This window comes from Gorillibacterium terrae, assembly GCF_051594785.1.
GTDB lineage: Bacteria > Bacillota > Bacilli > Paenibacillales > NBRC-103111 > Gorillibacterium.
This window is the reverse complement of the sequence record NZ_JBPPGI010000002.1, coordinates 58,412-83,375: the sequence shown is the minus strand read 5'-3', so window position 1 is coordinate 83,375 and position 24,964 is coordinate 58,412. Positions and strand designations below refer to the sequence as shown.

The following is a 24,964-nucleotide window of genomic DNA, read 5'->3' as shown; positions in this document are numbered from 1 at the left end:
CGCACCATCGCCGGGACAATGAATACGGCTAGAATTCCCCGTACTGACGGGCTTTTTTTCATCGAAACGCGTTTCGGTGATCCGTTCTGGCAAAAGGAGTCCCGCGGATTCGTTGTGACCTATATCTCAGTGAAAGCCCCCTTGGAAGCCGCTCACTCCACCTCAACTCGGCAAAAATGAGCGAGATAGGTGAGGAGCGGCCTGGCCGCTGCCCGGCCGAAGCCGCAGCGCGAGGCTTCCCGCAGCTGTTTTCCGAGCGCGGCCAACTGCCGCACAGCCTCCGCATCCGGTTCTTCTCCCGCCGCGCCAAGCCGCTCTTCTACGCGGGCAAGCCCGATCCGGCAGACGCTGCACTGGCCGCAGGAATGCCTTCCCAGGTAGCGGTAGACCGAACGGAGCGCATCCAGCAGATTCTCATCGCTGCCGATCGCGGTCAGCACGGGCGCACCCATGCCTTCTCTCCAAGCTCGCAGCCCGGCCGCATTCAGCGGAACCTCCAATTGGTCGGGCCGCAGCAGACCGCCCGTGGGCCCGCCGAACTGGACCGCTTGAAGCTCGTCTCCTTCGGGCAGGCCGCCTCCCATCTGCTCGATCAGCTCCCGCAGGGTCATCGCCGCGGAAGCCTCGCAAAGGCGTGGCCGCAATAGACGACCGCTTAAAGCGAGCAGCACCGTCTCCTCTTCGGCGGACGGCTCCTCTGCCGCCGCCAGCCGGGACGATGCGGCGAAGGCCAGCCGAACGAGCGACTCGGGAGAGGCGATGCGGACGCGCAGTCCGCCTAAGACGCCGCAGCCGGAAGCGGCCGGATCGATCGGATCGATCGGATCGGCCGGGGCAGGCGCCGCCCGTCTTCCGCCGAGCGCTTCCAAGAGAGCGGAGTCGTCCTTCTGGAGGAAATCCTCCTCGCCGACGCAGAGCTCGACGCGCAGAGAGATTTCGCCGCCGAACAGGCCGTCGCCGAGGAAGCCCGCTTCAACGGCCGCGCGCAGCGCGAGCCGCAGCCGCTCGGCGGCGAGCGTGTACTCCGCCGGAACGTGAAGCACCGCGAGCGGCGCGTTCACGGCTATGGCCGCAAGAGCCAAGCCCTCCAGCAAGGAATGCGGATCGCTCTCCGCCAGTGTGCTGCGCAGATAGACGCCGGGAGCCGGCTCGTTCAAGGTGGCAACTACGCCGTCCGCCGGGCCGAAGCCGGGGAGGAATTCGTCCGCCAACCGGACGAGTTCGACCGATTCTTTCCTTAACACCGCCGCGGCCAGAGCTCGGTAAGACCCCGCGGCAACCGCCTCCTCCAGCCGTTCCGGGTTGATGATTCCCCAGCGGGCGGTAATCCGGCGGGTTTCTGCGGAGTACAGCCCTTCCTCCGGGGCGATGTACCCGGCAAGAAGGCGCTCGACCGGCTTTCCGGCCAGCAAATGATCCTCGACGATCTCCCAGACATCGGCCACGCCGACGCGGCTGTAGACGACTCCTTCCGGAGCGACCGCCAGCACTGGCCCTTCCGCGCACAAGCCCAGGCAGCCCGTCGGAACGAGCTCGACCTGCCCGGCAAGACCCCGGCGCAGCAGCTCGTCGCGCAGGGCGGCATAGAGCTGCCGTCCGCCGCCCGAAGCGCAGCCGCCTGCTCCGCATACCAGCACCGACCGCGGCCGCGGTTCCTCGCCGGCGGCAACTGCCTTATTCCCGCCGGGCTTCCGCCGGCGGAGCCTATCGGCCAACTGCATCCGCAGGGCCGCCATGTCTGTCTCGTTGATCATCCCCTGCCGCCTCCTTCTGCGGCCGCGAGCACCGGCTTCTCCGCCGCATCGCGGAATGCCTTCATTTCCTTCACGGTCTTGCGGATATCGCGGATGCAGCCCGGCCCTCCCGCACAGCCGCCGATGCAGGCCATGCCTTCGAGGAAATCGCCCTCCATCTTGTTGAACTTCAGCTTGCGCAGATGCTGGATGCATTCCTCCGCCCCATTCGCCGCGAGCGTCTGCACCTGTCCCTCCGGCTGGAGATAATCCAGGATGGCTTCGGTCACGCCGCCCGACCAGGGAAAGCTCCGGCCAAGGCGAGTGGCGTCGTTGATCGATTCCGCCTCGCATGCGCGCGGATCGACGCCGAACGCGTCGAACAAGGCGTCCAGCTCCGCGATGGTCATGGCATAATGCTTGCCCGGCCCGAAGGTGGCAAGCATCTCCGCCTTCTTCGACACGCAGGGACCGAAGAAGACGGTATGCGCGCCTGCGTCGAGCTCTTCCAGCATCGCGACGATCTCCGCCATCGGCGAAGGCGTCGTCGACATGTATTTCAGCGCCGCAGGGTAATGCTTGCGGATCAACTGGACGAAGGACGGACAGCACGAGCTGGTCATCGGCTCGCCCCGCTCCAGATGCTCCTCGAGCTCCTGCGCTTCCTTGCGCACCGTCTCGTCCGCGCCCATCGCCACCTCGAACACATGGCCGAAGCCGAGCTTCTTGAGCGCCGACTTGATCTGCCCGAGCGCCACGCCCGGATATTGGCCGGTGATGGCGGGGGCGACGACCGCGTTCACGCGTTTTTTCTCCAGGATGAGCTCCAGCACGTCGAGGATGAAGGTTTTATCGCCGATGGCGCCGAAGGGGCAGCCGGAGATGCAGCGTCCGCAGTTGATGCACTTCTCCACGTCGATGACGGCCGCTTCCCCGTTGTCGACCGTGATGGCACCCACCGGGCAGGCCGCCTTGCACGGCCGCTGGTGGTCGGTGATCGCCGTGTACGGGCAGACCTTGCTGCAGCGGCCGCATTCCAGACATTTGTCGTAATCGATATGCGCCCGCTTGTTGACGATCGAGATTGCGCCCACCGGGCAGGTCTCCTTGCAGCGCTTGGAGATGCAGCCTTGGCATGAATCGGTGACCGAGACCCGGTGCACCGGACACTGCTCGCAGGCCGGCTTGATGACGTGGACGATCTGCTCGCCCATCTGCGGCAGCGCCAGCTTCACCCGCTCCTGCACGATCGCCCGCTCGCGGTAGACGCAGCAGCGGAATTGCGGTTTTGAACCCGGGATGACGGCCTTCGGCACCTCGTCGAAGAGAAAATCCCGCCTGCGCGCGATAGCGAGCCGGCTGATCTCCGTCAGTACGGTATGCTGGATGCGCTCGACATCCGTTTCAAACTCCCACATGACGTTTTAACACTCCTTGTTGTGCGTTTTGCCGCCGGACGGCGAGCGGACTTCCCCACGAGCCCGCATTCGCGCCCGCACCGGCAGCGGCATTTCCCTCTATCCAATACGGCGCTAGTACAGCGTCCGCTCCGTCGGCATACCGAGCCGGCGCAGCGTCATGGCGATCTCGTCGATGATGCGCAGCTTGATGTTGAGATCGGCCGGAAAATGCGGGTTCTGATGCGCCGGGTTGATCGCGGTACCGACGTGAAAATGGACTTCGGTGGCTTCCTTGATCAGCCGCAGCAGCCGCGCCGCGCCGTCGCTGCCCCGAATGTCCCGCGGAAAGCCCTCCGCCTCGGCGTATTCCTTGAGCGCCATCAGCGCTTTGCGCAGCGTCAGCACGCCTTCGGTGACCAGATCGACGCCTTCCATGCGAGCGGTCGGCGGCACCTCCGCGTTCGGCTCGGCAGGCAACTCCACCTGAAGCGGGCTGCCCAGCAGCCGGGAGACGATGTTGGCCGAGGTGCCGCCGCAGACGACCTTTTTGCCCGGAGGCGCGTACCACGCCCGCACCACTTCCTCGTCCCGCGCCGAGTCCTCGGGCGGACCGATGAGCACGGACAGGGGAGCCGGACGGCGGAACTTGACGCAGACGGCGGTCGTGTCGTCGCCGGGCTCCATGCAGTACAGATGCTCGCACGTCTCCGTCAGATAATGCGCCGCCGCTTCCGCCGTCGGGTCGCGCTGCATGAACCGCTCCATCGCCTCCGCCACGTTGTCCCACTGCCAGCCCAGGTTCAGAATTCCGCCCACGCCCGCGTGGATGACGCCGTCGCTCACGAAGAGGAACGCATCCTGCCGGTCGGCGAGAAACCGGCTTTCCTTGATCTTCCGCCCGTTGATCAGCCGCTCGCTGTGGGCGATGGGCGTCAGCTTGCCGCCCTTGAAGTGAAAGGTCGGCGGGTTGTCGTATTCGACCAGGTACACCGTTCCGTCGTGATAAGCCTGGAGGATGGTGAAGGTGGAATAGGCAAGCCCCCGGACCTTGCACACCGGCAGCGTCTCTGCCACCGTCTGCACGACATCCTCGATCAGTGCGCCGTGCTTCAGCATTTCGCCGGCGATCTTCGAGGTGAGCGTCGCCAGAATATTGGCCTTCACCCCGCTGCCGAGGCCGTCGGCAAGCACGACGATGGTCGAGTCCTCGCAAGGAACGACATTTACCTTGTCGCCGCACAGCTCCTCCCCCTTTTTGATCAGGCTGGCGAAGCCCACCTCGGCCAGCAGCCGGTCCTTTTGCATCGGATAAGCCTCCTCGCTTGCGGATCTCCCGCGGGTTAATCCCGCGCGATCAGCCGTTTCATCTTGGTGAGCGTGACCTTGGTGACGGCGGTCGTCTCCCCGAGCAGGCTGGCGATCTCCTGGGAGACCCGCATCTGGTTGTCGATGACGTTCTGGGCCATCTCGATCGTTTCTTCCTTCAGCCGCTGCAGCTTTTCCTGCTCCAGCTCGCGCTCGGTGAGATCGGTCAGCACGAGCAGGTAGAAGCGAAAGTCCGGCAGGTAGGTCATGGTCACCATCGCCGTCTTTTTCCGATCGGGAAAATAGACCTTGTTCATGATCTTCTCCGTCTTGGTAAACGGAACGGCCTCGAGATCGACGAACAGCTCCACCGGAACGTCCACCATCTCCCGCGCATTGCTGTCGAAAAACCGGCAAGCCGCCTCGTTCGCCTCCTGCACGATCAGGTCCTCGCTGACGGCAAGAATGGCGTTCGGGGTCTTGTCGATGATGACGTTGGACAGCGACTCCGCCTTGGCCTGCATGAACGGCATGCACATGTTCAGCTCGGCCTTGCCTTCCAGCACGGCCTCCGCCTTATCCCGGCAGGAGGAATAGCCGCACGCGCCGCAGTTCAGCTCGTCCGCCGGATCATGCTTGCCGAACTTCTCCAGCACCTCGCGGATCGCTTCCTCGGAATGGACAGCGCGGCGGACGCGCCGGTCGGTGAAGCGGCGGACGAACGCCTCCGCCGGGAGCCGGGGCAGCCGCGAAGCCGGGGCGGGAGCAAGCCGGTGGCGGCGGACGCGCGCCTCCTTCTCCAGAAGGCCGCAAGCTTCGCCCGAGACCGGTCCGTTCACGCAGCCGCCGCTGCAGGCGTTCAGCTCGAGAAAGAACGAGCCCTCGTCGGGATTCAACCGGCTTAGGACCGCCTTGCATAAGTCGATCCCCGAATAGGCCCGGTGGAATTCGGGCGGCTCCTGCCCAGCGAAGGTGGCCGCGATCACGCCGTTCTCCACCGGATAGGAGCGGGCGGGCTGCTCGCGTTCCTCCGCGTCCCTCGCGGGCGGCGGCTCCGCGGGCGAAGCGCTCCGAGCCTTCAAAACGCCTGAAAAGTTCAAACCGGCAGCGCCGGACAGCGTTTCGTCCGCTTCAAGATCCGCGAGCTCATCGAAGGTGAGCACGGCGTCGAGCAGGCCGGGATGGGCCATCGCTTCCTTTTTCTTGGCATAGCAAGGCCCGACGAAGACCACCCGGAGGGAGGGGTCCATCGCCTTCAGCAGCTTGGCATGGGCAACCATCGGCGAGTCGTACCCCGCGAGCAGCGGAAGCAGCTGCGGATAGTCGCGCTCGATCAGCTCGACCACGACCGGGCAGGCGGTCGTAATCAAACGGCGGTTGCGTTGAAATTGCTGCAAGTAAAGCTCGGAGACGACCTCGGCCGCCTCGGCCGTTTCCCGAATCTCGGAGAAGCCGAGCTCCCGGAGCCGGGCTCTCAGCATGCCGGGCTTGTGCTCGTAGGCGACATGCGACGGCGCGAGGCTTACGGCGACCCGCTCGCCCGAGCGGAGAAGCACGCTTGCCCGGGCGGCGTCGCCGGGGACGTGCATCGCCCGCTGCGGGCACTCGCGGATACACTGGCCGCAGGCAATGCAGGTGTCCATCACATCGGCCTGGTTGCCCTTAAACCGGATGGCCTTGACCGGACAGTTGCGGATGCAGCGGTAACAGTTTTTGCAATTGGCTTCCGAGGACCGGACCAGTCCGGAAGGAGAAGCGTGGGCGGCGGAGCGGTTGGGGTCGGGGGTCATGGGTTCAGCGCCCCCAGCACATAATCGGCAAAAAAGCCGTCCACGTCCGTCGAATCCAGTTCAAAGCAGGAATCCCCGTCTACCTTGACGGCGACCGCCTTCTGGCAGCGTCCGGCGCAGAAATTGGCTTGCAGCGTGACCCGGTCCTCCAGGCCGTGCTCGCGGATCAGCTGCTGAAATTCATGGATGATCGAGTAAGAGCCGCGCAGGTGGCATGAGCTTCCCACGCATACGGATAAGACCATTCGGCATACCTCCAGCCTCCCGGTTTCGGAGGTTTCGTTCGCTAGTCGTGACAAGTATAGCACCGGAGGCCGGAAGGGGATGTGGACTTAAAGTGAAAGTTTTCACTTACTTTTTCGAAAAAGAGAACCCTTTCACTATGAAAAACCTCACTGACCGATTCGAAATGAACCGGTTCGTGAGGGAATGGGAGCTATTCGTTTGCCGTCATGTTCGGCGGGACGGACTCTGTTCATCGGGATGCCCGAACAAGGCATTCCGCAGGCGGGAGCGAGGACGGTCAGTTACAAGCGGGGCCCAAGCCGCGGAGCGGACCTTATGCGGCGGGAAGGCGTTCCGCGCCGTGCGTCAGCGGTCGGAAGACGTTTCCGCAGGAGGCGTTTTGCGGCGGGAAGGCGTTATGCAGCCTCGCGTTATGCAGCCGGAAGGCGTTCCGCAGCAGGCGTTTTGCGGCGGGAAGGCGTTCTTCAGCCTCGCGTTATGCAGCCGGAAGGCGTTCCGCAGCAGGCGTTTTGCGGCGGGAAGGCGTTCTTCAGCCTCGCGTTATGCAGCCGGAAGGCGTTCCGCAGCCGTGCGTCAATCGGCTTGCGGAAAGACGAGCACCGCCGTCGTTCCCCGGCCCGGCCCGCTCTTCAACCGGACGGAGCCGCCGTAGGTATCGGCGATGCGCTTGACGATGGCGAGGCCGAGGCCGGTCCCTCCCCGCTCGCGGCTGCGCGACGGGTCCGAGCGGTAGAACCGCTCGAAGAGATGCGGCAGCTCGTCGGCGGGGATGCCGGGGCCGGTGTCCGTCACCGCCAGGATCGCATGGCCGGCTTCGCGGCAAGCGGAGACCTGAACGGAGCCGCCCTCCGGCGTGTACTCAAGCGCGTTGACCAGCACGTTCCGGACGGCTTGCTCCAGCTCGAACGCCGGTACCCGGACCGGCAGCGGCTCGTCGGCGCCGACGCAGGCGACCCGCAGGGCGGGGTACAGCAACGCTCCTTCGCGGACCAGACCGCGCACCAGCGCGGCCGCGTCCGTTGCTGGGCTCGCGCCGCCCGGATTGGCGGCGGCCCGAACGGCTCCGGCGGCTCCAGTGGCTTCGGCCGTTCCAGCGGCTCCAAAGGTTCCGGTGGCTCCGGTAGCTCCAGTCGTTCCGGCGGCTTCGGCCGCTTCTATAGCTCCGGCGGACCCGGCAGCTCCGGCGGCTCCAGCCACTCCGGCCACTTCGGAGCGGGAAGATCCCGCTCCGGCCGTCCATTCTGCCGCCGGGCTCCCTTCGTCCGACGCTGCCTTCATATCCACCGCAGCGCTTCCGGTACCTGCGGCAGCTGCCTCCACACCCGCTCCGGCCGCACCAGCGTCGCTTCCCCCGAGCGGCCGGCTGTCCGCTTCACCTCGGCCGCCCTCCGACCGCGCCCGTTCCTCCAGCTCGGCCAGCAGGAGGAGCTGGCGCGACAGCTTCTTCATCCGCTCGGTCTCGCCGACGATATAGCCGAGCGACTCGTCCAGCACCTCCGGCTTCTCCTTGCCCCAGCGGCGGAGGAGCTGCGCATGGCCTTCGATCGCGGCGAGCGGCGTCTTCAGCTCGTGGGAGGCGTCGGCCACGAACCGGCGCTCCCGCTCCATCGCCTCGTCGATGCGGTCGAGCAGCCGATTGAAGGTGACGGCCAGCTCGCGGATCTCGTCGCGGGCGGGCGGCAGCTCCAGCCGATCGGCGCCGGACAGCCGACCGCCGTCGATGCGGCGCACGCGGTCCGTCATCCGTTTCACCGGCGCAATCGTCCGCCGGGCGGCGAACAGCGCTCCGGCCGCCGCGGCCAGAATGCCGAGGACGGTGGCCACGCGCAGCAGCTTGCCGATCTGCGCGAGCGACGCATCGTCGCGGCCCGCAGGTTGAAGCAGTTGCAGGCGTACCTTGCCCGCCGACAGCAGGGTGATCGTCTTCTGGACGTAGGCAATCTCGACGCCGTCCAGCCGGATGCGGCCGGCCCCCCCGGCCGAGTCGGGCAGGCGGCCGAGCCGCTCCGCCCCGTCGCCGGTCTCCGCGAGCAGCCGCCCGGATTCGGTCGCGAGCCGGAGCGCTTGACCGGAGCCGAGCGCCGCCTCCAGGCTGGAGAGATCGGGCTTGATCGGCTGCTCCAGACTGCCGAAGCGAAGCAAATTCGGCAGGAAGCGGATATCCTGAATCCGCTGCTCCATCTCATTTAACTCCGCGCTCAGCACCTTCATTTGATTGGTCTGAGTCCAGCGGCTGTAGGTGACGTAGACGAACAGGTTCGAGGCGAGCAGCACGGCGGCCGTGACCGCGGTCAGCAGCAGAACGGTTTTGCGGGTGAAGGTCATGCGCCCTCCTCCTCCGGTTCCCGAAGGCTGTAGCCGACGCCTCGAACCGTATGGATCAGCTTCGGCCTGCCGCCGTCCTCCAGCTTGGCGCGCAGGTAGCGGATGTAGACGTCGACCACGTTCGTGCCGCCGTCAAACTCCGTTCCCCACACCTGATTCAACAACAGATCGCGGGTGAGCACGCGGTTCTGATTTCTCATCAGGCAATGCAGCAGATCGAACTCGCGCACCGACAGCTCGACCGTCCGTCCCGCTTGCTTGACCAGCCGGCTCTCGGCATGGAGCGTCAGTTCGCCCGCCCGCAAGAGCGTCTGCGCCGCTTGCCCGTTTCGCCGGCCGACCGCCCTGAGCCGAGCCAGCAGCTCCTCCATATCGAACGGCTTTGCCACATAATCGTCCGCGCCGCAATCGAGCCCGTTCACCTTGTCGAACACGCTGCTGCGGGCCGTCAGCATGACGATCGGCGTTCCTTTGACCTGCCGGATGCGGCGGCATACTTCCATCCCGCTCAGGCCGGGCAGCATCAGGTCGAGCAGAATGCAGGCATACTCGTTCGCGAGCGCCAGCTCCAGACCCGTTCGCCCGTCGAACGCCGTCTCGGTGCCGTAACCGGCATGGCCGAGCTCCAGCTCCAGGAGCCGGGAGAGCGGCTTTTCATCTTCAATGATCAGAATATGGTCCATCCGCGGTGCCCCTTTCCCCATCAGACTACCGCAGACGCATGAGAACGGCGTTAACGCCGGATTAGAATTCGCTGAGATGCCGCCGCTGTCCGCATGTCCGTCCGCCATGCCAAATAGCGCCCGCCCACCCCCCGGACAGTCCGGGACGGGCATGGGCCGGGCGCTTGATGGAATCGTTCCTGCGCTCTTCTTACGCCTGATCGGCGATGAGGGCTTCGTACTGCTCGGCGTTCAGCAGCTTGGACAAGGCGTCGTCCGGTTCGCCGTCGACTTCCAGCTCGACGATCCAGCCAGCTCCGTACGGGTCCGAATTGACCAGCTCGGGTTGGTCGATCAGCGCCTCGTTCAGCTTGACGACCGTTCCGCCGACCGGAGAATACAGATCGGATACGGTCTTGACCGATTCAATCGTGCCGAGGCTGTCTCCCTCCGACGTCTTCGCGCCCAGCTCGGGAAGCTCGACGAACACGATGTCTCCGAGACGGCTCTGGGCAAAATCGGTAATGCCGATCCGCACCGTGCGCGCTGCGCCTTTTGCCGCCCATTCATGCTCTTCGCTGTACAGCAAATCCGCTTTCACTTCGCTCATGGAAAGACCCTCGCTTTGATCATGCTCTTTTCGCCCCTCCGGGGAAAAGGCTGGGTAGGTAACCCGCGCCGCACATGCGGCATACGTATTAAAAGTACCGGATCGGTGCCGGGCCTGTCAATGGGGCAGTCCGGGGCAGCGGATTTAGTGGAAGTTATCTTGACACGGCCGGTTTTTTCGCTTATTAATGGAGTGAGGAGTTCACAAATGCGACAAACATCATACAGCACAGCGGATGAACGCAATGGGAGAGATTACCTAGACTTACGGTAACGCCGAAGGAGTAAGCCGCCAGGTGAATCTCTCAGGCAAAAGGACCATTGCCGGACGCGTCTCTGGAGAGCGCCCGCCCGCGCGGGACACCCAAGGGGAAACTTGCCGCAGAAGCGCACCGCTTCCGGGCCAAGGTAACTCTCAGGTACAAAGGACAGAGGAAAAGCACGGTTTCCCAAGGGGAAGCTGTCCGCTTTTCGCTTCTGTCCTTTTTTGGTTCCGGGCCGCTCCACCGGGAGGCCTGCGAAAAAGCGGCGAGGCGGAGAAGCCGGATATTCCCCATTCGACCAGTTCAGCGAGAGGTGAGAAGGAATGACCGTACTCAAGCAAACCCCGTTATACCCGCTCTACGCGGAGACGGAAGGCGCCCGCACGATCGACTTCGGCGGCTGGGAGCTGCCCGTGCAGTTCTCCGGCATTCAGGCGGAGCATGACGCCGTCCGGGAGCGAGCCGGCCTGTTCGACGTCTCCCACATGGGCGAGGTCGAGGTCCGCGGCGATGCGGCCGAGGCCTGGCTGCAAAAGCTTACCGTCAACGACGTGGCGAAGCTCGCCGACGGCTCCGCCCAGTACAGCCTGATGTGCTACGAGGACGGCGGCACGGTGGACGATCTGCTGGTCTACCGCATCGAGGCCGGGCGCTACCTGCTCGTGCTGAACGCGGCGAATTTGCAAAAAGACCTGGAATGGCTGAACCGGCATCTGGCGGACGGCGTGACGCTGACGGACCGAAGCGCCGAGACGGCGCTCCTGGCGCTGCAAGGACCGCTTGCCGCCCGGATCATCGCCAAGGTTGCAGCCGATCCGACGGAATTGTCCGCGCTGAGACCCTTCACCTTCCTCGCGGAAACGGAAGTCTGCGGCGTGAAGGCGCTCGTCTCGCGCACGGGCTACACCGGCGAGGACGGCTTCGAGCTGTACGCGGATGCCGCGGACGCCCCGGCGCTGTGGCGGGGGCTGCTCGAAGCCGGAAAACCGGAAGGCCTTATCCCCATCGGCCTCGGGGCGCGCGATACGCTGCGCTTCGAGGCGGGGCTCTCGCTGTACGGGCAGGAGCTATCCGCGGCTATCTCGCCGCTTGAGGCGGGGCTCGCCCGCTTCGTCAAGCTGGACAAGGGCGACTTCATCGGCCGCGAAGCGCTGGCGCGGCAGAAGGAAGCGGGCGTTCCGCGCCGGATGGTCGGCATCGAGATGGTCGACCGCGGCATTCCCCGGCCGCATTACCCGCTGTACGCGGGACCGGAGGAGTCGGCCGAACGGATCGGCGAAGTGACGACCGGCACCCGCTCTCCGAGCCTCAAGCGGGACTTGGGGCTGGCTCTGGTGAAGGCGGACTCCGCCGAGCCGGGAACGGAGCTCTGGATCGAGATCCGCGGCAAACGGTTGAAGGCCGTTGTGATCGGCCTTCCCTTCTACAAACGAACCCGAAAGGAGGCGGCGAAATGAAGCACCGCTATCTGCCCATGACCGAGCAGGACCAGGCGGCCATGCTGAACGAAATCGGCGTGGCCGCCGTGGAGGACCTGTTCGCCGATATCCCCGCCGACGTCCGGTTTCAGGGACGTCTCGCCGTATCCGAAGCGCTGGACGAATACGAGCTGCTGAGGCATATGCGGGAGCTGGCCGGCCGGAACGCCGACACGGACCGCTACGCCAGCTTTCTTGGAGCGGGCCTCTACGACCACCATGTGCCGGTGGTCATCAACCATATCATCTCCCGCTCCGAATTCTATACGGCGTACACGCCGTATCAGCCGGAGATCAGCCAGGGCGAGCTGCAGGCGATCTTCGAATTTCAGTCGTACATCTGCGAGCTGACCGGCATGGCCGCGGCCAACGCCAGCATGTACGATGGCGCGACGGCGCTCGCCGAAGCGGGCTCGCTTGCGGCGGCCCATACCCGCCGCCGCAAGCTGGTCGTCTCCCGCGCCGTCCACCCCGAGGCGCGGCAGATTCTGAAGACCACCGCCCACGGGCTGAACCTGGAGGTGGTCGAGATCGGCTTGGCCGGCGGCGTGACCGATCCGGCGGCGCTTGCTGCCGCCGTCGACGGCGACACCGCCGCGGTGCTGGTCCAGTCGCCGAACTTCCTCGGCGCCGTGGAGGACCTCTCCGCCATGGAGCCGGTCGTACACGGCGCAGGCGGGCTGTTCATCGTCAGCGCCAACCCGCTGGCGCTGGGGCTGCTCGAAGCGCCGGGCCGCCTCGGCGCGGACATCTGCGTCGGGGACGCCCAGCCGCTCGGCATCAACGCCTCCTTGGGCGGCCCGACCTGCGGCTTCTTCGCCGTCACGGATGCGCTGAAGCGGAAGATGCCCGGCCGGATCGTCGGCCAGACCGTCGACCGCGAGGGCCGTCGCGGCTTCGTGCTGACGCTGCAGACCCGCGAGCAGCACATCCGCCGCGAGAAGGCGACGTCCAACATCTGCTCCAACCAGGCGCTGCTGGCCCTGTGCGCCTCCGTCTACCTGTCCGTAATGGGCAAGGAAGGCTTGCGCGAGGCGGCAACGCTAAATCTGCAAAAAGCTCACTATGCCGCCCGAACGCTCGCGGCGGTCAAAGGGCTTACGCTCGCGCTGCCCGCTCCCTTCTTCAATGAATTCGCCGTCAAGCTGCCGGAAGGCGCCAAGCCGTCCGAGGTGAACGAGAGGCTGCTCGCCGCCGGCTTCATCGGCGGCTACGACCTGGGGAAGGATTATCCGGAATTTGCCGGGCACTTGCTCTTCGCCGTCACCGAACGGCGCACCAAGGCGGAGATCGATCGGTTTGCCGCCGCACTGGAGGGGATAGTCGGATGAAGCCAACCGAGATGATGAACCCGGCGCGCCTTTGTTATACGGCGGACACCGGAGCAACCGGCGGAACGGAGAACGCCGTCTCGACCGCCGGGACCCACGAACCGGAGCCCTCCGGTTCCGCCGCCGCCGAAGCCCGCAATCCGCTCGCCGAGCGCGATCAGCCGCTCGTCTTCGAGCTCAGCCGCCCCGGCCGCATCGCGTACTCGCTGCCCGCCTGCGACGTGCCGGAGGATGATCCGGCATCGCTGATTCCGGCGCATCTCTTGCGGTCGAAGCCCGCCGAGCTGCCCGAGCTGTTCGAGGTGGATGTCATCCGCCATTATACCGCCCTGTCGCGCCGCAACTTCGGCATCGACAACGGCTTTTATCCGCTCGGCTCCTGCACGATGAAATACAACCCGAAGATTAACGAAGACACCGCCCGCTTCCCCGGCTTCGCCAAAATCCATCCGTATCAGCCCGAATCGTCGATCCAAGGAGCGCTTGAGCTGATGTACACGCTCCAGCAGGACCTGGCGGCTCTGACCGGGATGGATCAGGTCACGCTGCAGCCGGCGGCCGGGGCGCACGGCGAATGGACCGGACTGATGATGATCCGCGCCTACCATGAGAAGAACGGCGAGAAGCGCACCAAGGTGATCGTCCCCGATTCCTCGCACGGCACCAATCCGGCCAGCGCCACCGCCGCGGGCTTCGAAACCGTGACGATCCGCTCCACCGCCGACGGGCTTGTGGACCTGGATGCGCTCCGGGCTGCGGTCGGTTCCGATACGGCCGCGCTGATGCTGACCAACCCGAACACGCTCGGCCTGTTCGAACGCGACATCCGCGCCATCGCCGACATCGTGCATGAGGCCGGCGGGCTCGTCTACTACGACGGCGCCAACTCCAATGCCATTATGGGCATCACCCGCCCCGGCGACATGGGCTTCGACGTCGTGCACCTCAACCTGCACAAGACGATGAGCACGCCGCACGGCGGAGGCGGCCCCGGAGCCGGTCCGGTCGGCGTGAAGGCGAAGCTGATCCCGTTCCTGCCGAGCCCGCTCGTCGTCCGGACGGCGGACGGGACCTATACGCTCGATGCGGACCGTCTCGATTCCATCGGCCGGGTCAAGGCCTATTACGGCAACTTCGGTATCCTCGTCCGCGCCTATACCTACATTCGCACCTATGGGCCGGAGGGGCTGCGGCGCGTCTCCGAATGCGCCGTGCTGAACGCCAACTACATGCGCAAGCGCCTGTCCGCCTATTATGAGGCGCCGTACGACCGGATCTGCAAGCACGAGTTCGTCCTCTCCGGCAAAAAACTCGCCGCGCACGGCGTCCGGACGCTCGACGTCGCCAAGCGGCTGCTCGACTTCGGCTATCATCCGCCGACGATCTATTTCCCGCTCAACGTCGAGGAATGCATCATGATCGAGCCGACCGAGACGGAGAGCAAGGAGACGCTCGACGGCTTCATCGACACGATGATCCGGATCGCCCAAGAGGCCGAGTCGAATCCCGAGCTGCTGCTGGGCGCACCGTACTCCACATCGGTCCGCCGCCTCGACGAGGCGCTGGCCGCCCGCAAGCCGGTGCTCAACTGCTCCTGCGGCTGAGACCGAGGGGTGTTCTTTCGAACATAACTAAAGAAAACCAGGGAAACCGGCTGAACTCTCTTCCGGGCTCCCTGGTTTTTTCTTTGACCGCAACCTGACCGCAACTCATCGATTCACCAGTTATCCGCCTGATTCTTACCGTCCGAGGCCTCTTTGCCCTCTGATAAAACATCAAAGACTTCCCGAAAGAGATAGGTCGCGTCGGCAGGCTCGGCTTGATATCTTTTGTGGTTGATATACAGATAGCCTTTATCATTAATATCCATGTCAAAGTTCTGATTTGGGCCATTTTTATTGGTATAAAATACGACGAAGTTGATGACTTCCCCGTCATTTCGAATATAGCGATTGCTCCAGCTTCTCTTATAGTTACAAGAATACAATAGCTGTAAAATCTTAGATATCGTTTCTTGATCGTGAATTGGATGATTGAAGATATCAACTTTTCCTTGATGGATATAATATCCAAAATCAAGATGGCTGATTGTCTGGGCAGGGGGCAAGAATTCGCTCGCCGTTACCGGGGTTTTAAAATAATAAATAGCACCACCTATCACTACTGCCAGAAGGATACTCAAGAAAATGAATAATCTTTTCACAATATCCCCCTCTATAACGATAATCCTTCCGGTGGCACGAAGCAGTATAGCTCGACGGTTCAGCCAAGCAACCCTCGATCCCTAGAAAAGATCCGCAACCTCTTTCGTAAAGCTGGCCAGCTCGGTCACTAGCGTATTGCTCTCCCTAGCATGGGACAGAGCAATCAGTTCGACGGACACGCCTTCGGCCTCAAACGAGTAGGAGGCCATGTCGGTCGCCGGGAAACCCGGGTCGTACGAATCGGCGTACTTGCCTTCCTTCGCATTGTAATAGCCCGAAACGTAATCGCTGCTGTGCTTCCATTCCTTGCCGCTCCTGCGGGAGGAAGTGGCGCTCAGGCTCATGATGATGACGATGCCGCTTTCCTTATTCTTATAGACGAACATTTGCTGTCTGGCATACAACCCGTCCAACCCCAGGTCCTGCCTGCCGGCCACGCCCTCGGGGACGACCAACGTGTGATTGCTCTCTCCGATCAATTCGGTGTAAGGGGCAGGCTGGAACTTGCTCCGGATCTTCTCGACCTTCCGGCGAAAATCATCCAGGCGATAGTCGGGCTCCCCCGCCGAAGCCGGAGCCGTCTCCCTCATCCTGCCGAATTCATAACCGGTCAAGCACAGGACCGCGCAGGCGAGGAGGGCAAGCCCTCCACGGACAATCGGATTCGCTCGAATCTGCTTCATCTCCCTTGCGACGGAATGGGTCTGCCCTTTACTTCAAAAATGCAAGTGCGGGGCAAACGGTTGCAGCCCAAAGACATGATTATGTGACGATCCGGTGTACATAAAAAAGCCAAGCCGTCCGGAATCCTCCAGTCGGGCTTGGCTTACGCTTCCCAGCCATGCTAATGGTCGGTGCATCGCTTCCCTGCGGCTGCTCCCGCAGGGTGGAGCCGCAGGGTTAGTCCGGTCGGTCTCCCTTGTGCTCCGGCTCGGCAGGGATCGCCGGAGTCGACGGAGCTACCTCGCTGTGGCCCAGCGATTGCCCATCCTCAAGAACCGACTTGTCGGCGGCAGGGACGACCGCGGTCTCCGTGCGAACCGCGGGAGGTGCCGGGATCGTGGGGGCCGCACTAGACGCCGGTGTCAGCGGAACCGCCGCATCGGGATCGGCCGTCGGAGAAGCAGGAAAGGCTGCGTCTTCCCCGGTCTGCTCATTCGCCTGCGGCGCTTGTCCCGGGGTGGCCCTATCCTCCTGCACGGAAGCCGGATACGACACCACCGGCTCGTCGGCAAACCGGTCGCCTTGTGGAGCCTGTTCGGACTTGCTCTCCTTGCCGCCCTTCACATCTTGAATCTGCTGTTCAATTCGGGAAAGCTCCGTCTTCTCCCGCCGGATTTCGGCGGCTGCGGCCTGAATAGCATCGGCCGCTTCCGGAAGCTGATCCCGGTCGTAGGCGTCGAACACCGATCGGCCCAGCTTGGCATACAGCTTTTCGATATCCCGCTTCTTGCCGACCGCGAGCGCGTGCAGACGGGTCGTCTCCAGCGTTTCCTTCGCGATCTCCGAGGCCTTCTCTGCGCCCTCCCGCAGCTTATCCATCCATCCCATATCGGTCACCATCCTCTGTGAATTCGTTCGGTCTTGGTTCGATTATAGCCGAATCGGACGGAAAGCGCTCCCTACTCGCCCAAATTTCTCCTCAAGCCAGCGAGGTCCGGTCGAGTAGCCGCTTGATCGAGCGGTCCGCCTCCCTCAGCACGAGGTCCTTATCGACGGTTCTCACGATTCCCCGCTCCATGACGATCTTGCCGCCGATGATCGTTGTCTCCACATCCGCACGGGTCGCGGAATAGACAAGCCGGGAAATCGGATCGACGTCGTAGGCCGGGAAGGTATGAAAATCGTTCAGGTTCAGGATCGCCAGGTCCGCCTGCTTCCCCGCCTCGATGCTGCCGATCTCCCGCTCCATGCCCACCGCCCGCGCACCGCCGATGGTGGCCATGCGAAACACCGTCTTGGCATCCATCGCCGTCGGGCCGTGCAGCGGCTTCTGGATCAGCGCAGCATGGCGCATCTCCTGAAACATATCAAGGTTGTTGTTGCAGGGAGCACCGTCCGCTCCCAGGCTGACCGAGACATGCCCGGCCAGCAGGCCCGGCGTATCGGCGATACCGGAGGCGAGCTTCAGGTTGGAGGACGGGCAGTGGCTGACGTGGACGCCGCGCTCGCGCAGGATGCGTTTTTCCTCGTCGTCCAGCCAGATGCAGTGAGCCAAGATCAACCGCTCGTTGGCGAGCCCGATGCGATCGAGGTAGACGACATTGCGATATCCGGTGCGCGCCTCGACGATCTGAATCTCGCCGGGATTCTCCGCAGCGTGGGTATGCACCCGCACTCCGTACCGCGCCGACAGATCGCGGACCTCCGTAAGCAAAGGCTCCGTACAGGAGACCACGAAGCGCGGGCAAAAGGCATACCGCAGCCGGCCGCCGTCGTGGCCGTTCCATTTTTCCAGCAGATCGACGCTTTCCTGCAGGGAGCGGGCGGTATCCTCCTGAAGCACAGGCGGAATGTCCTCGCCCTTTTCATCCATCATGACCTTGCCGGATAGAGCCCGGATGCCGCTCTCGGCCATCGCCCGGAACGCCGCGTCGGTATGCCGCACCGTCTCCATGTCGACGATGGTCGTGGTGCCGCTGCGGATCAGTTCGCCGAGGCCGAGCATCGCGGAGTAGTAGAGGGACTCCTCGTCGTGAGCCGCTTCCAGCGGCCAGATGCGCCTGCGCAGCCAATCGAGCAGCTCCAGGTCGTCCCCCTTGCCGCGGAACAGAGTCTGGCAGAGGTGAATGTGGGTCTGGACGAAGCCCGGGATAACCGTTCGGCCGGAGGCGTCGATCACCCGATCCGACGGCTCCGGCGCAAGCCCGGGGGCGACCTCGCGGATCACGCCGTCCTCGATGCGGATATCCGCATGCAGAATCTCTTCCCGCTCGTTCATTGTCACGAGCTGCGCTCCTTGGATAAGCAGGTTGGCCACGGGCGGTCCTCCTTTCGCGGTTGCGGTGACTTGTCGGTTCTGGCGACTTCTTCTTATTGTACAACGAGCGGAGTCGTTTCACTAATGGCGCCCGTAAAGGACGGAGAACGAACAAGCCCGCCGCCTGATTAGGGCGACGGACTTGGGGATGATGGCGGGCACCGAACGGCCGGTATAGCCTGCGGCAGCCAAGATTCTGGGTTTGCGGGTTTGCGGGTTTGCGGATTTGCGAGTTTTCAGTTTTGCGGTTTTGCGGGTTTGCGGGTTTGCGGGTTTGCGGGTTTGCGGGTTTGCGAGTTTTCAGTTTTGCGGTTTTGCGGTTTTGCGGGTTTGCGGGTTTGCGGGTTTGCGGGTTTGCGGGTTTGCGGGTTTGCGGGTTTGCGGGTTTGCGGGTTTGCGGTTTTGCGGAGAGTATTTGTGCAAGGTCACTTGTCGGCCGCTCAATGTGCATCGCCGCTTGCTTCATCGATTTAAACCGTCCGGCAGGGAACTGCAAGCCTGCTTAAACCCTCTCCAGCAGCGAGCGCAGGTATTCCGCTTGATGGCGGAGCGACGCTTCGCTCGGGTGCGGATGGCTGAAGTCCTCGATGCTGAGCCAGCCGTCGTAACCGATATGCTTAAGGTCCGCGAACAGCTGGCCGAGATCGGCCGAGCCTTCGTGCAGCGGAGCCCAGTTGGCCCGCCAAGAGGAGCTGCAGGGCGGTTGCGGCGATTCGCCGGTACGCTCCCAGACGGCGTTCTTGACATGCACGTGGCCGAGGTAGTCGCCCAACAGCTCCAGGCCCATGCGGTAATTCTCGAAGCCCTCGTGCACCATGTTGCCGGCGTCGTGAATGACGCCGATCCGGGCGGGATCGAAGCCCTCGACCAGCCTTCTTGCCAGCGAGGCGCTGGCGGCGATATTGCCCATGTGAATCTCGACGAGTCCTTTTATTCCGTACTGCTGGGCGAGGTCCTGCACGCCGTCCAGGTACTTCCGACCCTTGGCCAGCAGATCGCCGTACGGCTCGCTGCGGTCATAGTTCGGAACGCCGACGCGGATCGAAGGCGCGCCGAGCGCCGATGCGATTTGCATCCCCCGCTCCGTCGCGGCGAGATCGCCGCAGGCCAGGTAGCAGCCAAGGTTGGGCACCGCAAGACCCGCCGCATCCTGCTTCTCCTTGAGCTGACGCAGCTCCGCTTCCGGCAGGTCGGGGTTCACGGTCGAGCGGTTATTGCCCCAGAAGGACGGCTCCTCCGCCGACCGCTTGGGATCGTTTCGGGTCACGCGCCATTCCACACCGTCATACCCGGTCCGGGCTAGGATGTCCACAGTTTCTGCCAGGGTAAAGTCCGGCAGCATCACGGTAAATACGGCCAATTTCATCGTGGCATTCCTCTTTTCCTAAGTTGGGCATTCCGCCCGTCTTCGCTATTCCACCCGAACAGCCTGCTCCTGCGCCTTAAGGCAGAGCTCCGCCGCCTTGAATGCGTGGGCTTGGGTCATGGCGTTCTCCGTCCGGTTCAGGCAATCGAGAATCAGCTCGCCGAAGAACGGGCAGCCCACCTTGCCGTTCAGCTCCAAGAGGTGCTCCCCCTCGCCGTCCACCAGGTAGAGATGGTCGGAGGCGGTGCTGCGGGCGATGTCGATGTATTTGCGCAGCTCGATGTATCCCTTGGTACCGAGGATGATCGTCCGGCCGTCGCCCCAGGTGCCGAGACCCTCCGGCGTAAACCAATCGACGCGAAAATACTGCGTCGCTCCGTTGTCGCCGACAAGCGTGGCGTCGCCGAAATCCTCCAGCTCGGGATACGTTTCCTTGTGTGCGTAATTCGCCACCTTGCTGTGCAGCACACGGGCGTCGCGGCAGTCGGCGAAATGCAGGAACTGCTCGATTTGATGGCTGCCGATGTCGCAGAGAATTCCGCCGTACTGCGCCTTGCGGAAAAACCAGTCCGGCCGTCCGGCGGCGCCGAGCCGGTGCGGACCGAAGCCGGTGACCTGCAGCACCCGGCCGATCGCGCCGTCCCGGATCAGCGATCCGGCATGCACCGCGCTCTCGACATGCAGCCGTTCGCTGAAATAGACCATGTATTTGCGTCCGGTCGCTTCCGTCGCTCGCCGCGCCGTCTCCAGTTGGCCGAGCGTCGTGAACGGGGTCTTGTCGGTAAAATAGTCCTTGCCGTGCTCCATCGCACGCAGGCCGAGGGCGCAGCGTTCGGATGGGATGGCCGCTCCCGCGATCAGCCGCACCTCGGGATCGTTCAGGACCTCTTCCTCCGAGTCGGCAACCTTCACGCCGGGATACGTCTTCGCGAAGGCGGACGCTTTAACCGGGTCCGGATCGTAGACCCACTTGAGGAGGGCGCCCGCCTCCAATAGTCCGTTGCACATGCCGTAGATGTGTCCATGGTCCAGGGCGACGGCGGCAAAGACAAATTCGCCTTTCTCCACCACGGGCTGCGGCTTTCCTGAGGGAGCGTAGTTCATACCATCTTTTCGGTTCATGGGAGTCCTTCTCCTTGTCCGTCGCTTAATGGGTGCCTTCCACGCTGAGCGTGCGGTCCGGCCCTTCGGGCTTCACATAGCTGGAGTGCTTGATCCGTTCCTGCAGCAGCTCGTAATAGCGGTCCTCGTCCACCGGAAGCTCGGCCCAATCGTCCGTCCAGGCTGACAGATGAATGGCGTTTGAGATCGACAGGCCGCGGATGCCCTCTTCGCCGGGGGCGATCAGCGCATCGCCGTGCAGGATGGCGTCGGCGAAGTTCTGCAGGATGCCGAGGTGGCCGGATTCCGTTCCGGTCACGGGAATCTCGCAGCGCCAGCACTCCGGCTCGCCGAATCCGCCGGTATACGTCCGGTTGAATTCCGGCTCCGGCACCCTCAGCCGCCAGAAGGTGAGCGTGCCGTTCTCGATGACGATCTTGCCCCGGTCTCCGGCGATCTCGAAGCGGTTCGTGCCCGGAGCTTCGCCCGTGGTCGTCACGAACAGGCCGGTTGCCCCGTTCTCGTATTCCACATAGGCGGTAACCTCGTCTTCTACCTCGATGTCCCGCCGCTTGCCGAAGCCGCAGAAGGCGCGAACCCGTTTCGGCAGAAGCCCGGTCGTCCACTGCCACAGATCGAGCTGATGCGGGTCCTGGTTGATCAGCACGCCGCCGCCCTCGCCGGCCCAGGTCGCCCGCCAGCCGCCGGAATTGTAGTAGCTTTGGGAGCGGTACCAATTGGTGATAATCCAATTGGTGCGGCGGACTTCCCCCAGCTCGCCCGAATCGATCAAGTCCTTTAGCTTGCGGTACAGCGGATTCGTCCGCTGGTTGTACATGATGGCAAATTTCTTGCCGGACCGGACGGCCGCTTCGTTCATCAGGCGGACTTGCTTGGTGTAAACGCCGGCCGGCTTCTCGATAAGGACGTGCAGGCCTTGTTCAAAGGCTTGAACGGCCAAATCCGGATGAGAATAATGGGGTGTGGCGATCACGACCGCATCGACGGCTTCAGCTGCAAACAGGCTGTCCGCGTCGGCGAAGCGCCCTATCTTGTTCCCGAACCGCTTCTCGGCCCAGGCAAGCCGCTCCGGATTGATGTCGCACACGGCCGCCAGACAGGCGCCGCGCACCTCTTCGTTAAAAAGTCTCACCGCATGAACCGAGCCCATGTTGCCGATCCCGATAATTCCGATCCGTACGGGTGATTGCTCCTGCGTCATCGTCGTTCCTCCTCGAACTGTTGCTTCAGCTCCCTTTCCTCCTTATCCTAGCACAAGCCGGTTTCCGCCGATTATTTCCCGTGCAGGCCCTTTCCGTGTTTCTTATACGTGGTTGGTGCGATGAGCTGGCAGAGGTAAGGGGTCTGTGCTACACTGAGGGCGTAATCCGCCAAGGAGGCTTCACCATGACCCCGAGCCTGCAATTCCGCCAGCCGATCACGGTCGGCTGCTCGGAAAATCCGATGCCCGTCAGCTTTCATTCCCATCATGAATACGAAATCTACTACTTCCAGGCCGGGCGCTGCCGCTATGTGATCGGCGATCAAATTTTCGACATGGCCCCCGGCGACTTGATCCTCATGAACGGAATGGTGCTGCATACGCCGAAGGCAGACCCCTCAACGTTGTATAAACGGACGACCGTGCATTTTCACCCCCAATACGCCGCCAGATTAATCGCCGGGGGATTCAGCCTGCCGCTGCTCGCTCCTTTCGAGAATCTGAACAACACCCGCTTGTCGCTCTCTTCCGAAGAGCAGGCGGTAATTGAACCGCTGCTGGCCAAGCTGTGCGAGCTATCCGACCGCCTCGGCGATCCGCTCGCCCACGACCGGTTTCTCGCCGCATTCGTGACGCTGTTGACGGAGATCTATGGCTTCACCTGCCGCCTGGACCGAAAAAACGGCGGAGAGTCGAATGTGAAGGAACAGAACGTGCGGCGGGTTATCTCCTTCCTGGAAGAGAACATCACGCGGGAGCTGACTCTGGACGAGATCGGCGCGCACCTGCGTCTCAACAAATATTACCTGTCCAAGACCTTCAAGGAGGTCACCGGCTCGACCATCTTCGAATACCTCTATCACCGCCGGATCAACCAGGCTAAGGTCTTGTTCACCCTCGATCCGGAGCGGGCGGTGACCGAAGTCGCCTACGAGACCGGCTTCAAATACCCCTCCCATTTCACCCGCCACTTCAAGGCGTTCACGGGGCAGAGCCCGGACGCCTACCGCAAATCGCTGCAATCGGCAACCGAACGCGCGGCCTTCGGACCGCCGCAGTAATCGCACCAAAGCCCGGAGCCTGTTGGGAGGCTCCGGGCTTTTCAGTTCGGCTGCTTTCGATGGGCCGTCGCTTGGGGGTGAGCAGCCTTCCATGGAAAGATTCTTCATGGGCTGTTCTGCGGTTGCGCATGCTCGCATGCCCTCAAGCTGCCATGCGGCAGAAATCGCCACTCCTCAGACCCGCTCGATCACCTGATCGATCAGGCCGTAGTCCTTGGCTTGCTCAGGCGTCATGTAATAGTCGCGGTCGGTATCCCGGTTGATCTTCTCGATCGGCTGCCCGGAATGCTTGGCGATCAAGCCGTTCAGCGTCGCCCGCGTGCGCAAGATGCTGTCGGCGTGAATCTTGATGTCCGAAGCCTGGCCGCGAATGCCGCCGGTCCACGGCTGATGGATGAGGATCTCCGAATGGGGCAACGCATAGCGTTTGCCGGCGGCCCCGCCGAGCAGCAGGATGGCTCCCATCGAGGCGGCGAAGCCGACGCAGGTGGTCGAGACGTCCGGCTTTACCACCTGCATCGTATCGTAGATGGCAAGACCGGCTGTCGTCGACCCGCCCGGCGAATTGACATACAGGTGGATGTCCTTCTCCGCATCCTCCGCCGCCAGGAACAGCAACTGGGCGACGATCAGGTCGGCCATCTGGTCGTTGACTTCGCCGCTAGCGAAGATGATGCGATCCTTCAACAGCCGGGAATAGATGTCGTACGAGCGCTCGCCCCGGCCCGTCTGTTCGATGACATAAGGGATAGTGGTCATAATAGAACCTCCTCGCGTTAGGGGATGCGGCCCATCAGGCCGCCAGATACAGGACAGACGGAGAACCGGTTCTCCGGGCGGAAGGGGAAGCGGCGGAAACGCCGCCGAACCCGGACGAGACGATGACCGTGCGGAACACTTCACGGCCGTCGCCGGTGTGGACGGTTCTCACGGAAATGAGCGGCTGTCCGTCTTCCGTCTGGACGAGCGGCCGCTCCCGGATTTCCTCCGGCTGCGGGCGCAGCGGGCTCGCTTCCGGTTCCGGCGCGGGGTTCCCCGCAAGCGCGGCGGGAAGCAGAGTCGGCCGGGCCGGCGTTGTTGCGGCTGCCGCCGGCCGGGCTCTGCCCGTTCGGGTGTGCGCCATGGCGCCGCTGCTGCGGCTAACGGTTTGCCTATTCATCGGCACCCTCATCCTTTCCTTGGGCCTCCGTCCGTTCGGGACGGGGATACACAGCGAGGGCGGCCGTATACGCTTCCCCGGATTCGTCCGGCGAGGCATAGCGGCGCACCACCTCCTCCACGGCGGCCAGATAATCGCGGACAAAGGCTTGCCGGTCGGCCTCGGAGGCCAAACGGACCGTCGAGGTGAGAACGGCGCTGGGGACGTCCGCTTCCCCCGGGCTCTCCGCCCGTTCGAGCAGCAGGAGCGCATCCCGGCGCATCGCTTCCGCCGTTCGCGCCAGTCCGGCGAGCGCCCCCTGCTCGGGAAGCTTGCCGCGGACGCCCGCCGAGGCCGCCAGGGCATCGGAGATCACAAATGTGCGGGCCACCGCCTGGTACAGCACCTCCACCAGATTCTTCACTTGGCGGCTGCCGGTCCGGCGGACCAAACCGGCCTTCTCCAGGGCCTTGATGTGGTAGTTGATCCGCTGCGGCGTCTCTCCGAGCGATCGGGCGACCTCGCTGGCGGACGCCGGTTGCTCCAGCCGCGAGAGCAGCTCCGCTCGCAGAGGGTTTAACAGCGCCAGCGCCTGTTCAGGCGACTCGACCAGCAATTGGTCGGGCAAGGGGGTCGGCATGGCGTTCACCTCAATTTCGGGTTGGAATCGGGTCGGGTTGGAATGGGGTCAGTCAGGTTAAATCCAAATCGAAATCGTTTTTCATAAAAATTATTTTTTACGTAAACACA

At 63.5% G+C, this 24,964-nt stretch carries 22 protein-coding genes and 2 riboswitches; of the genes, 4 read left to right on the top strand and 18 right to left on the bottom strand.

The window, feature by feature from the left end:
• Nucleotides 1-152: 152 nt before the first annotated feature.
• The 8 genes from ACSEXS_RS10565 to gcvH form a co-directional block, all read right to left on the bottom strand.
• A complete protein-coding gene (locus ACSEXS_RS10565; protein ID WP_438433194.1) occupies nt 153-1,754 on the bottom strand; it encodes a (2Fe-2S) ferredoxin domain-containing protein in 1,602 nt (533 codons plus the stop codon).
• Entirely contained in the window at nt 1,751-3,151 is a 1,401-nt protein-coding gene (locus ACSEXS_RS10560) for a monomeric [FeFe] hydrogenase (RefSeq protein ID WP_438433193.1), read from the bottom strand. Before ACSEXS_RS10560 ends, ACSEXS_RS10565 begins: the two co-directional genes overlap by 4 nt.
• A 114-nt stretch (nt 3,152-3,265) precedes the next feature.
• Nucleotides 3,266-4,438, bottom strand: a complete 1,173-nt coding sequence (locus ACSEXS_RS10555) for a SpoIIE family protein phosphatase (RefSeq protein ID WP_438433192.1) — start codon at nt 4,436-4,438, stop codon at nt 3,266-3,268.
• A 35-nt stretch (nt 4,439-4,473) separates the two neighbouring features.
• On the bottom strand, nt 4,474-6,228 hold the full coding sequence (locus tag ACSEXS_RS10550) for a [Fe-Fe] hydrogenase large subunit C-terminal domain-containing protein (protein ID WP_438433191.1): 1,755 nt from the start codon (nt 6,226-6,228) through the stop codon (nt 4,474-4,476).
• Nucleotides 6,225-6,473, bottom strand: a complete 249-nt coding sequence (locus tag ACSEXS_RS10545; protein WP_438433190.1) for a (2Fe-2S) ferredoxin domain-containing protein — start codon at nt 6,471-6,473, stop codon at nt 6,225-6,227. The genes ACSEXS_RS10550 and ACSEXS_RS10545 overlap by 4 nt, the downstream gene beginning before the upstream one ends.
• Nucleotides 6,474-7,047: 574 nt before the next feature.
• Nucleotides 7,048-8,799: a sensor histidine kinase gene (locus ACSEXS_RS10540; protein WP_438433189.1), complete on the bottom strand. Its 1,752-nt coding sequence runs from the start codon at nt 8,797-8,799 to the stop codon at nt 7,048-7,050.
• On the bottom strand, nt 8,796-9,482 hold the full coding sequence (locus ACSEXS_RS10535) for a response regulator transcription factor (RefSeq protein ID WP_438433188.1): 687 nt from the start codon (nt 9,480-9,482) through the stop codon (nt 8,796-8,798). The genes ACSEXS_RS10540 and ACSEXS_RS10535 overlap by 4 nt, the downstream gene beginning before the upstream one ends.
• A 190-nt stretch (nt 9,483-9,672) precedes the next feature.
• Nucleotides 9,673-10,071 (bottom strand): glycine cleavage system protein GcvH, encoded by a 399-nt coding sequence (gene gcvH, locus ACSEXS_RS10530; RefSeq protein WP_438433187.1) that lies wholly within the window; start codon nt 10,069-10,071, stop codon nt 9,673-9,675.
• Between the two features lie 235 nt (nt 10,072-10,306).
• A riboswitch (glycine riboswitch) is annotated at nt 10,307-10,401 on the top strand.
• A 3-nt stretch (nt 10,402-10,404) separates the two neighbouring features.
• A riboswitch (glycine riboswitch) is annotated at nt 10,405-10,504 on the top strand.
• Between the two features lie 152 nt (nt 10,505-10,656).
• Between gcvH and gcvT the strand changes: the two genes are divergently transcribed.
• From gcvT to gcvPB, 3 genes are read left to right on the top strand one after another with little or no spacing between them, the layout of a single operon-like run.
• Nucleotides 10,657-11,790 (top strand): glycine cleavage system aminomethyltransferase GcvT, encoded by a 1,134-nt coding sequence (gene gcvT, locus ACSEXS_RS10525; protein WP_438433186.1) that lies wholly within the window; start codon nt 10,657-10,659, stop codon nt 11,788-11,790.
• Nucleotides 11,787-13,142 (top strand): aminomethyl-transferring glycine dehydrogenase subunit GcvPA, encoded by a 1,356-nt coding sequence (gcvPA, locus tag ACSEXS_RS10520; RefSeq protein WP_438433185.1) that lies wholly within the window; start codon nt 11,787-11,789, stop codon nt 13,140-13,142. The genes gcvT and gcvPA overlap by 4 nt, the downstream gene beginning before the upstream one ends.
• Entirely contained in the window at nt 13,139-14,746 is a 1,608-nt protein-coding gene (gcvPB, locus tag ACSEXS_RS10515) for an aminomethyl-transferring glycine dehydrogenase subunit GcvPB (RefSeq protein WP_438433184.1), read from the top strand. Before gcvPA ends, gcvPB begins: the two co-directional genes overlap by 4 nt.
• 113 nt (nt 14,747-14,859) lie before the next feature.
• Here gcvPB and ACSEXS_RS10510 read toward each other — a convergent pair whose 3' ends face one another.
• The 7 genes from ACSEXS_RS10510 to ACSEXS_RS10480 all read right to left on the bottom strand — a co-directional run bounded on the left by ACSEXS_RS10510 (nt 14,860) and on the right by ACSEXS_RS10480 (nt 22,015).
• A complete protein-coding gene (locus ACSEXS_RS10510) occupies nt 14,860-15,345 on the bottom strand; it encodes a hypothetical protein (protein WP_438433183.1) in 486 nt (161 codons plus the stop codon).
• 81 nt (nt 15,346-15,426) lie between these two features.
• Nucleotides 15,427-16,029 (bottom strand): hypothetical protein, encoded by a 603-nt coding sequence (locus tag ACSEXS_RS10505; RefSeq protein ID WP_438433182.1) that lies wholly within the window; start codon nt 16,027-16,029, stop codon nt 15,427-15,429.
• A gap of 217 nt (nt 16,030-16,246) precedes the next feature.
• Entirely contained in the window at nt 16,247-16,897 is a 651-nt protein-coding gene (locus tag ACSEXS_RS10500; RefSeq protein ID WP_438433181.1) for a hypothetical protein, read from the bottom strand.
• Between the two features lie 91 nt (nt 16,898-16,988).
• Nucleotides 16,989-18,326, bottom strand: coding sequence for a 5'-deoxyadenosine deaminase (locus tag ACSEXS_RS10495; protein WP_438433180.1), 1,338 nt, complete (start codon nt 18,324-18,326; stop codon nt 16,989-16,991).
• A 502-nt stretch (nt 18,327-18,828) separates the two neighbouring features.
• The gene (locus tag ACSEXS_RS10490; RefSeq protein WP_438433179.1) at nt 18,829-19,692 is read right to left on the bottom strand and encodes a sugar phosphate isomerase/epimerase family protein; all 864 of its coding nucleotides are present in this window, start codon (nt 19,690-19,692) and stop codon (nt 18,829-18,831) included.
• Between the two features lie 45 nt (nt 19,693-19,737).
• Entirely contained in the window at nt 19,738-20,814 is a 1,077-nt protein-coding gene (locus ACSEXS_RS10485; protein WP_438433178.1) for a Gfo/Idh/MocA family protein, read from the bottom strand.
• Nucleotides 20,815-20,839: 25 nt separating this feature from the next.
• On the bottom strand, nt 20,840-22,015 hold the full coding sequence (locus ACSEXS_RS10480) for a Gfo/Idh/MocA family protein (protein WP_438433177.1): 1,176 nt from the start codon (nt 22,013-22,015) through the stop codon (nt 20,840-20,842).
• Nucleotides 22,016-22,200: 185 nt separating this feature from the next.
• Here ACSEXS_RS10480 and ACSEXS_RS10475 point away from each other — a divergent pair, with 185 nt between their 5' ends.
• Nucleotides 22,201-23,076, top strand: coding sequence for an AraC family transcriptional regulator (locus ACSEXS_RS10475; protein WP_438433176.1), 876 nt, complete (start codon nt 22,201-22,203; stop codon nt 23,074-23,076).
• A 174-nt stretch (nt 23,077-23,250) separates the two neighbouring features.
• Here the strand turns inward: ACSEXS_RS10475 and clpP are convergent, their stop codons facing one another.
• From clpP to ACSEXS_RS10460, 3 genes are read right to left on the bottom strand one after another with little or no spacing between them, the layout of a single operon-like run.
• On the bottom strand, nt 23,251-23,835 hold the full coding sequence (clpP, locus tag ACSEXS_RS10470) for an ATP-dependent Clp endopeptidase proteolytic subunit ClpP (RefSeq protein ID WP_438433175.1): 585 nt from the start codon (nt 23,833-23,835) through the stop codon (nt 23,251-23,253).
• Nucleotides 23,836-23,869: 34 nt separating this feature from the next.
• Nucleotides 23,870-24,235, bottom strand: coding sequence for a hypothetical protein (locus tag ACSEXS_RS10465; RefSeq protein ID WP_438433174.1), 366 nt, complete (start codon nt 24,233-24,235; stop codon nt 23,870-23,872).
• Nucleotides 24,228-24,854, bottom strand: coding sequence for an ArsR/SmtB family transcription factor (locus ACSEXS_RS10460; protein WP_438433173.1), 627 nt, complete (start codon nt 24,852-24,854; stop codon nt 24,228-24,230). Before ACSEXS_RS10460 ends, ACSEXS_RS10465 begins: the two co-directional genes overlap by 8 nt.
• Nucleotides 24,855-24,964 lie beyond the last annotated feature (110 nt).

Bases quoted from the DNA above. Each gene is read 5' to 3' on its own strand.
- ACSEXS_RS10565 (WP_438433194.1), bottom strand. From the start codon at position 1,754: ATGATCAACGAGACAGACATGGCGGCCCTGCGGATGCAGTTGGCCGAT.
- ACSEXS_RS10560 (WP_438433193.1), bottom strand. From the start codon at position 3,151: ATGTGGGAGTTTGAAACGGATGTCGAGCGCATCCAGCATACCGTACTG.
- ACSEXS_RS10555 (WP_438433192.1), bottom strand. From the start codon at position 4,438: ATGCAAAAGGACCGGCTGCTGGCCGAGGTGGGCTTCGCCAGCCTGATC.
- ACSEXS_RS10550 (WP_438433191.1), bottom strand. From the start codon at position 6,228: ATGACCCCCGACCCCAACCGCTCCGCCGCCCACGCTTCTCCTTCCGGA.
- ACSEXS_RS10545 (WP_438433190.1), bottom strand. From the start codon at position 6,473: ATGGTCTTATCCGTATGCGTGGGAAGCTCATGCCACCTGCGCGGCTCT.
- ACSEXS_RS10540 (WP_438433189.1), bottom strand. From the start codon at position 8,799: ATGACCTTCACCCGCAAAACCGTTCTGCTGCTGACCGCGGTCACGGCC.
- ACSEXS_RS10535 (WP_438433188.1), bottom strand. From the start codon at position 9,482: ATGGACCATATTCTGATCATTGAAGATGAAAAGCCGCTCTCCCGGCTC.
- gcvH (WP_438433187.1), bottom strand. From the start codon at position 10,071: ATGAGCGAAGTGAAAGCGGATTTGCTGTACAGCGAAGAGCATGAATGG.
- gcvT (WP_438433186.1), top strand. From the start codon at position 10,657: ATGACCGTACTCAAGCAAACCCCGTTATACCCGCTCTACGCGGAGACG.
- gcvPA (WP_438433185.1), top strand. From the start codon at position 11,787: ATGAAGCACCGCTATCTGCCCATGACCGAGCAGGACCAGGCGGCCATG.
- gcvPB (WP_438433184.1), top strand. From the start codon at position 13,139: ATGAAGCCAACCGAGATGATGAACCCGGCGCGCCTTTGTTATACGGCG.
- ACSEXS_RS10505 (WP_438433182.1), bottom strand. From the start codon at position 16,029: ATGAAGCAGATTCGAGCGAATCCGATTGTCCGTGGAGGGCTTGCCCTC.
- ACSEXS_RS10500 (WP_438433181.1), bottom strand. From the start codon at position 16,897: ATGGGATGGATGGATAAGCTGCGGGAGGGCGCAGAGAAGGCCTCGGAG.
- ACSEXS_RS10490 (WP_438433179.1), bottom strand. From the start codon at position 19,692: ATGAAATTGGCCGTATTTACCGTGATGCTGCCGGACTTTACCCTGGCA.
- ACSEXS_RS10485 (WP_438433178.1), bottom strand. From the start codon at position 20,814: ATGAACCGAAAAGATGGTATGAACTACGCTCCCTCAGGAAAGCCGCAG.
- ACSEXS_RS10480 (WP_438433177.1), bottom strand. From the start codon at position 22,015: ATGACGCAGGAGCAATCACCCGTACGGATCGGAATTATCGGGATCGGC.
- ACSEXS_RS10475 (WP_438433176.1), top strand. From the start codon at position 22,201: ATGACCCCGAGCCTGCAATTCCGCCAGCCGATCACGGTCGGCTGCTCG.
- clpP (WP_438433175.1), bottom strand. From the start codon at position 23,835: ATGACCACTATCCCTTATGTCATCGAACAGACGGGCCGGGGCGAGCGC.
- ACSEXS_RS10465 (WP_438433174.1), bottom strand. From the start codon at position 24,235: ATGAATAGGCAAACCGTTAGCCGCAGCAGCGGCGCCATGGCGCACACC.
- ACSEXS_RS10460 (WP_438433173.1), bottom strand. From the start codon at position 24,854: ATGCCGACCCCCTTGCCCGACCAATTGCTGGTCGAGTCGCCTGAACAG.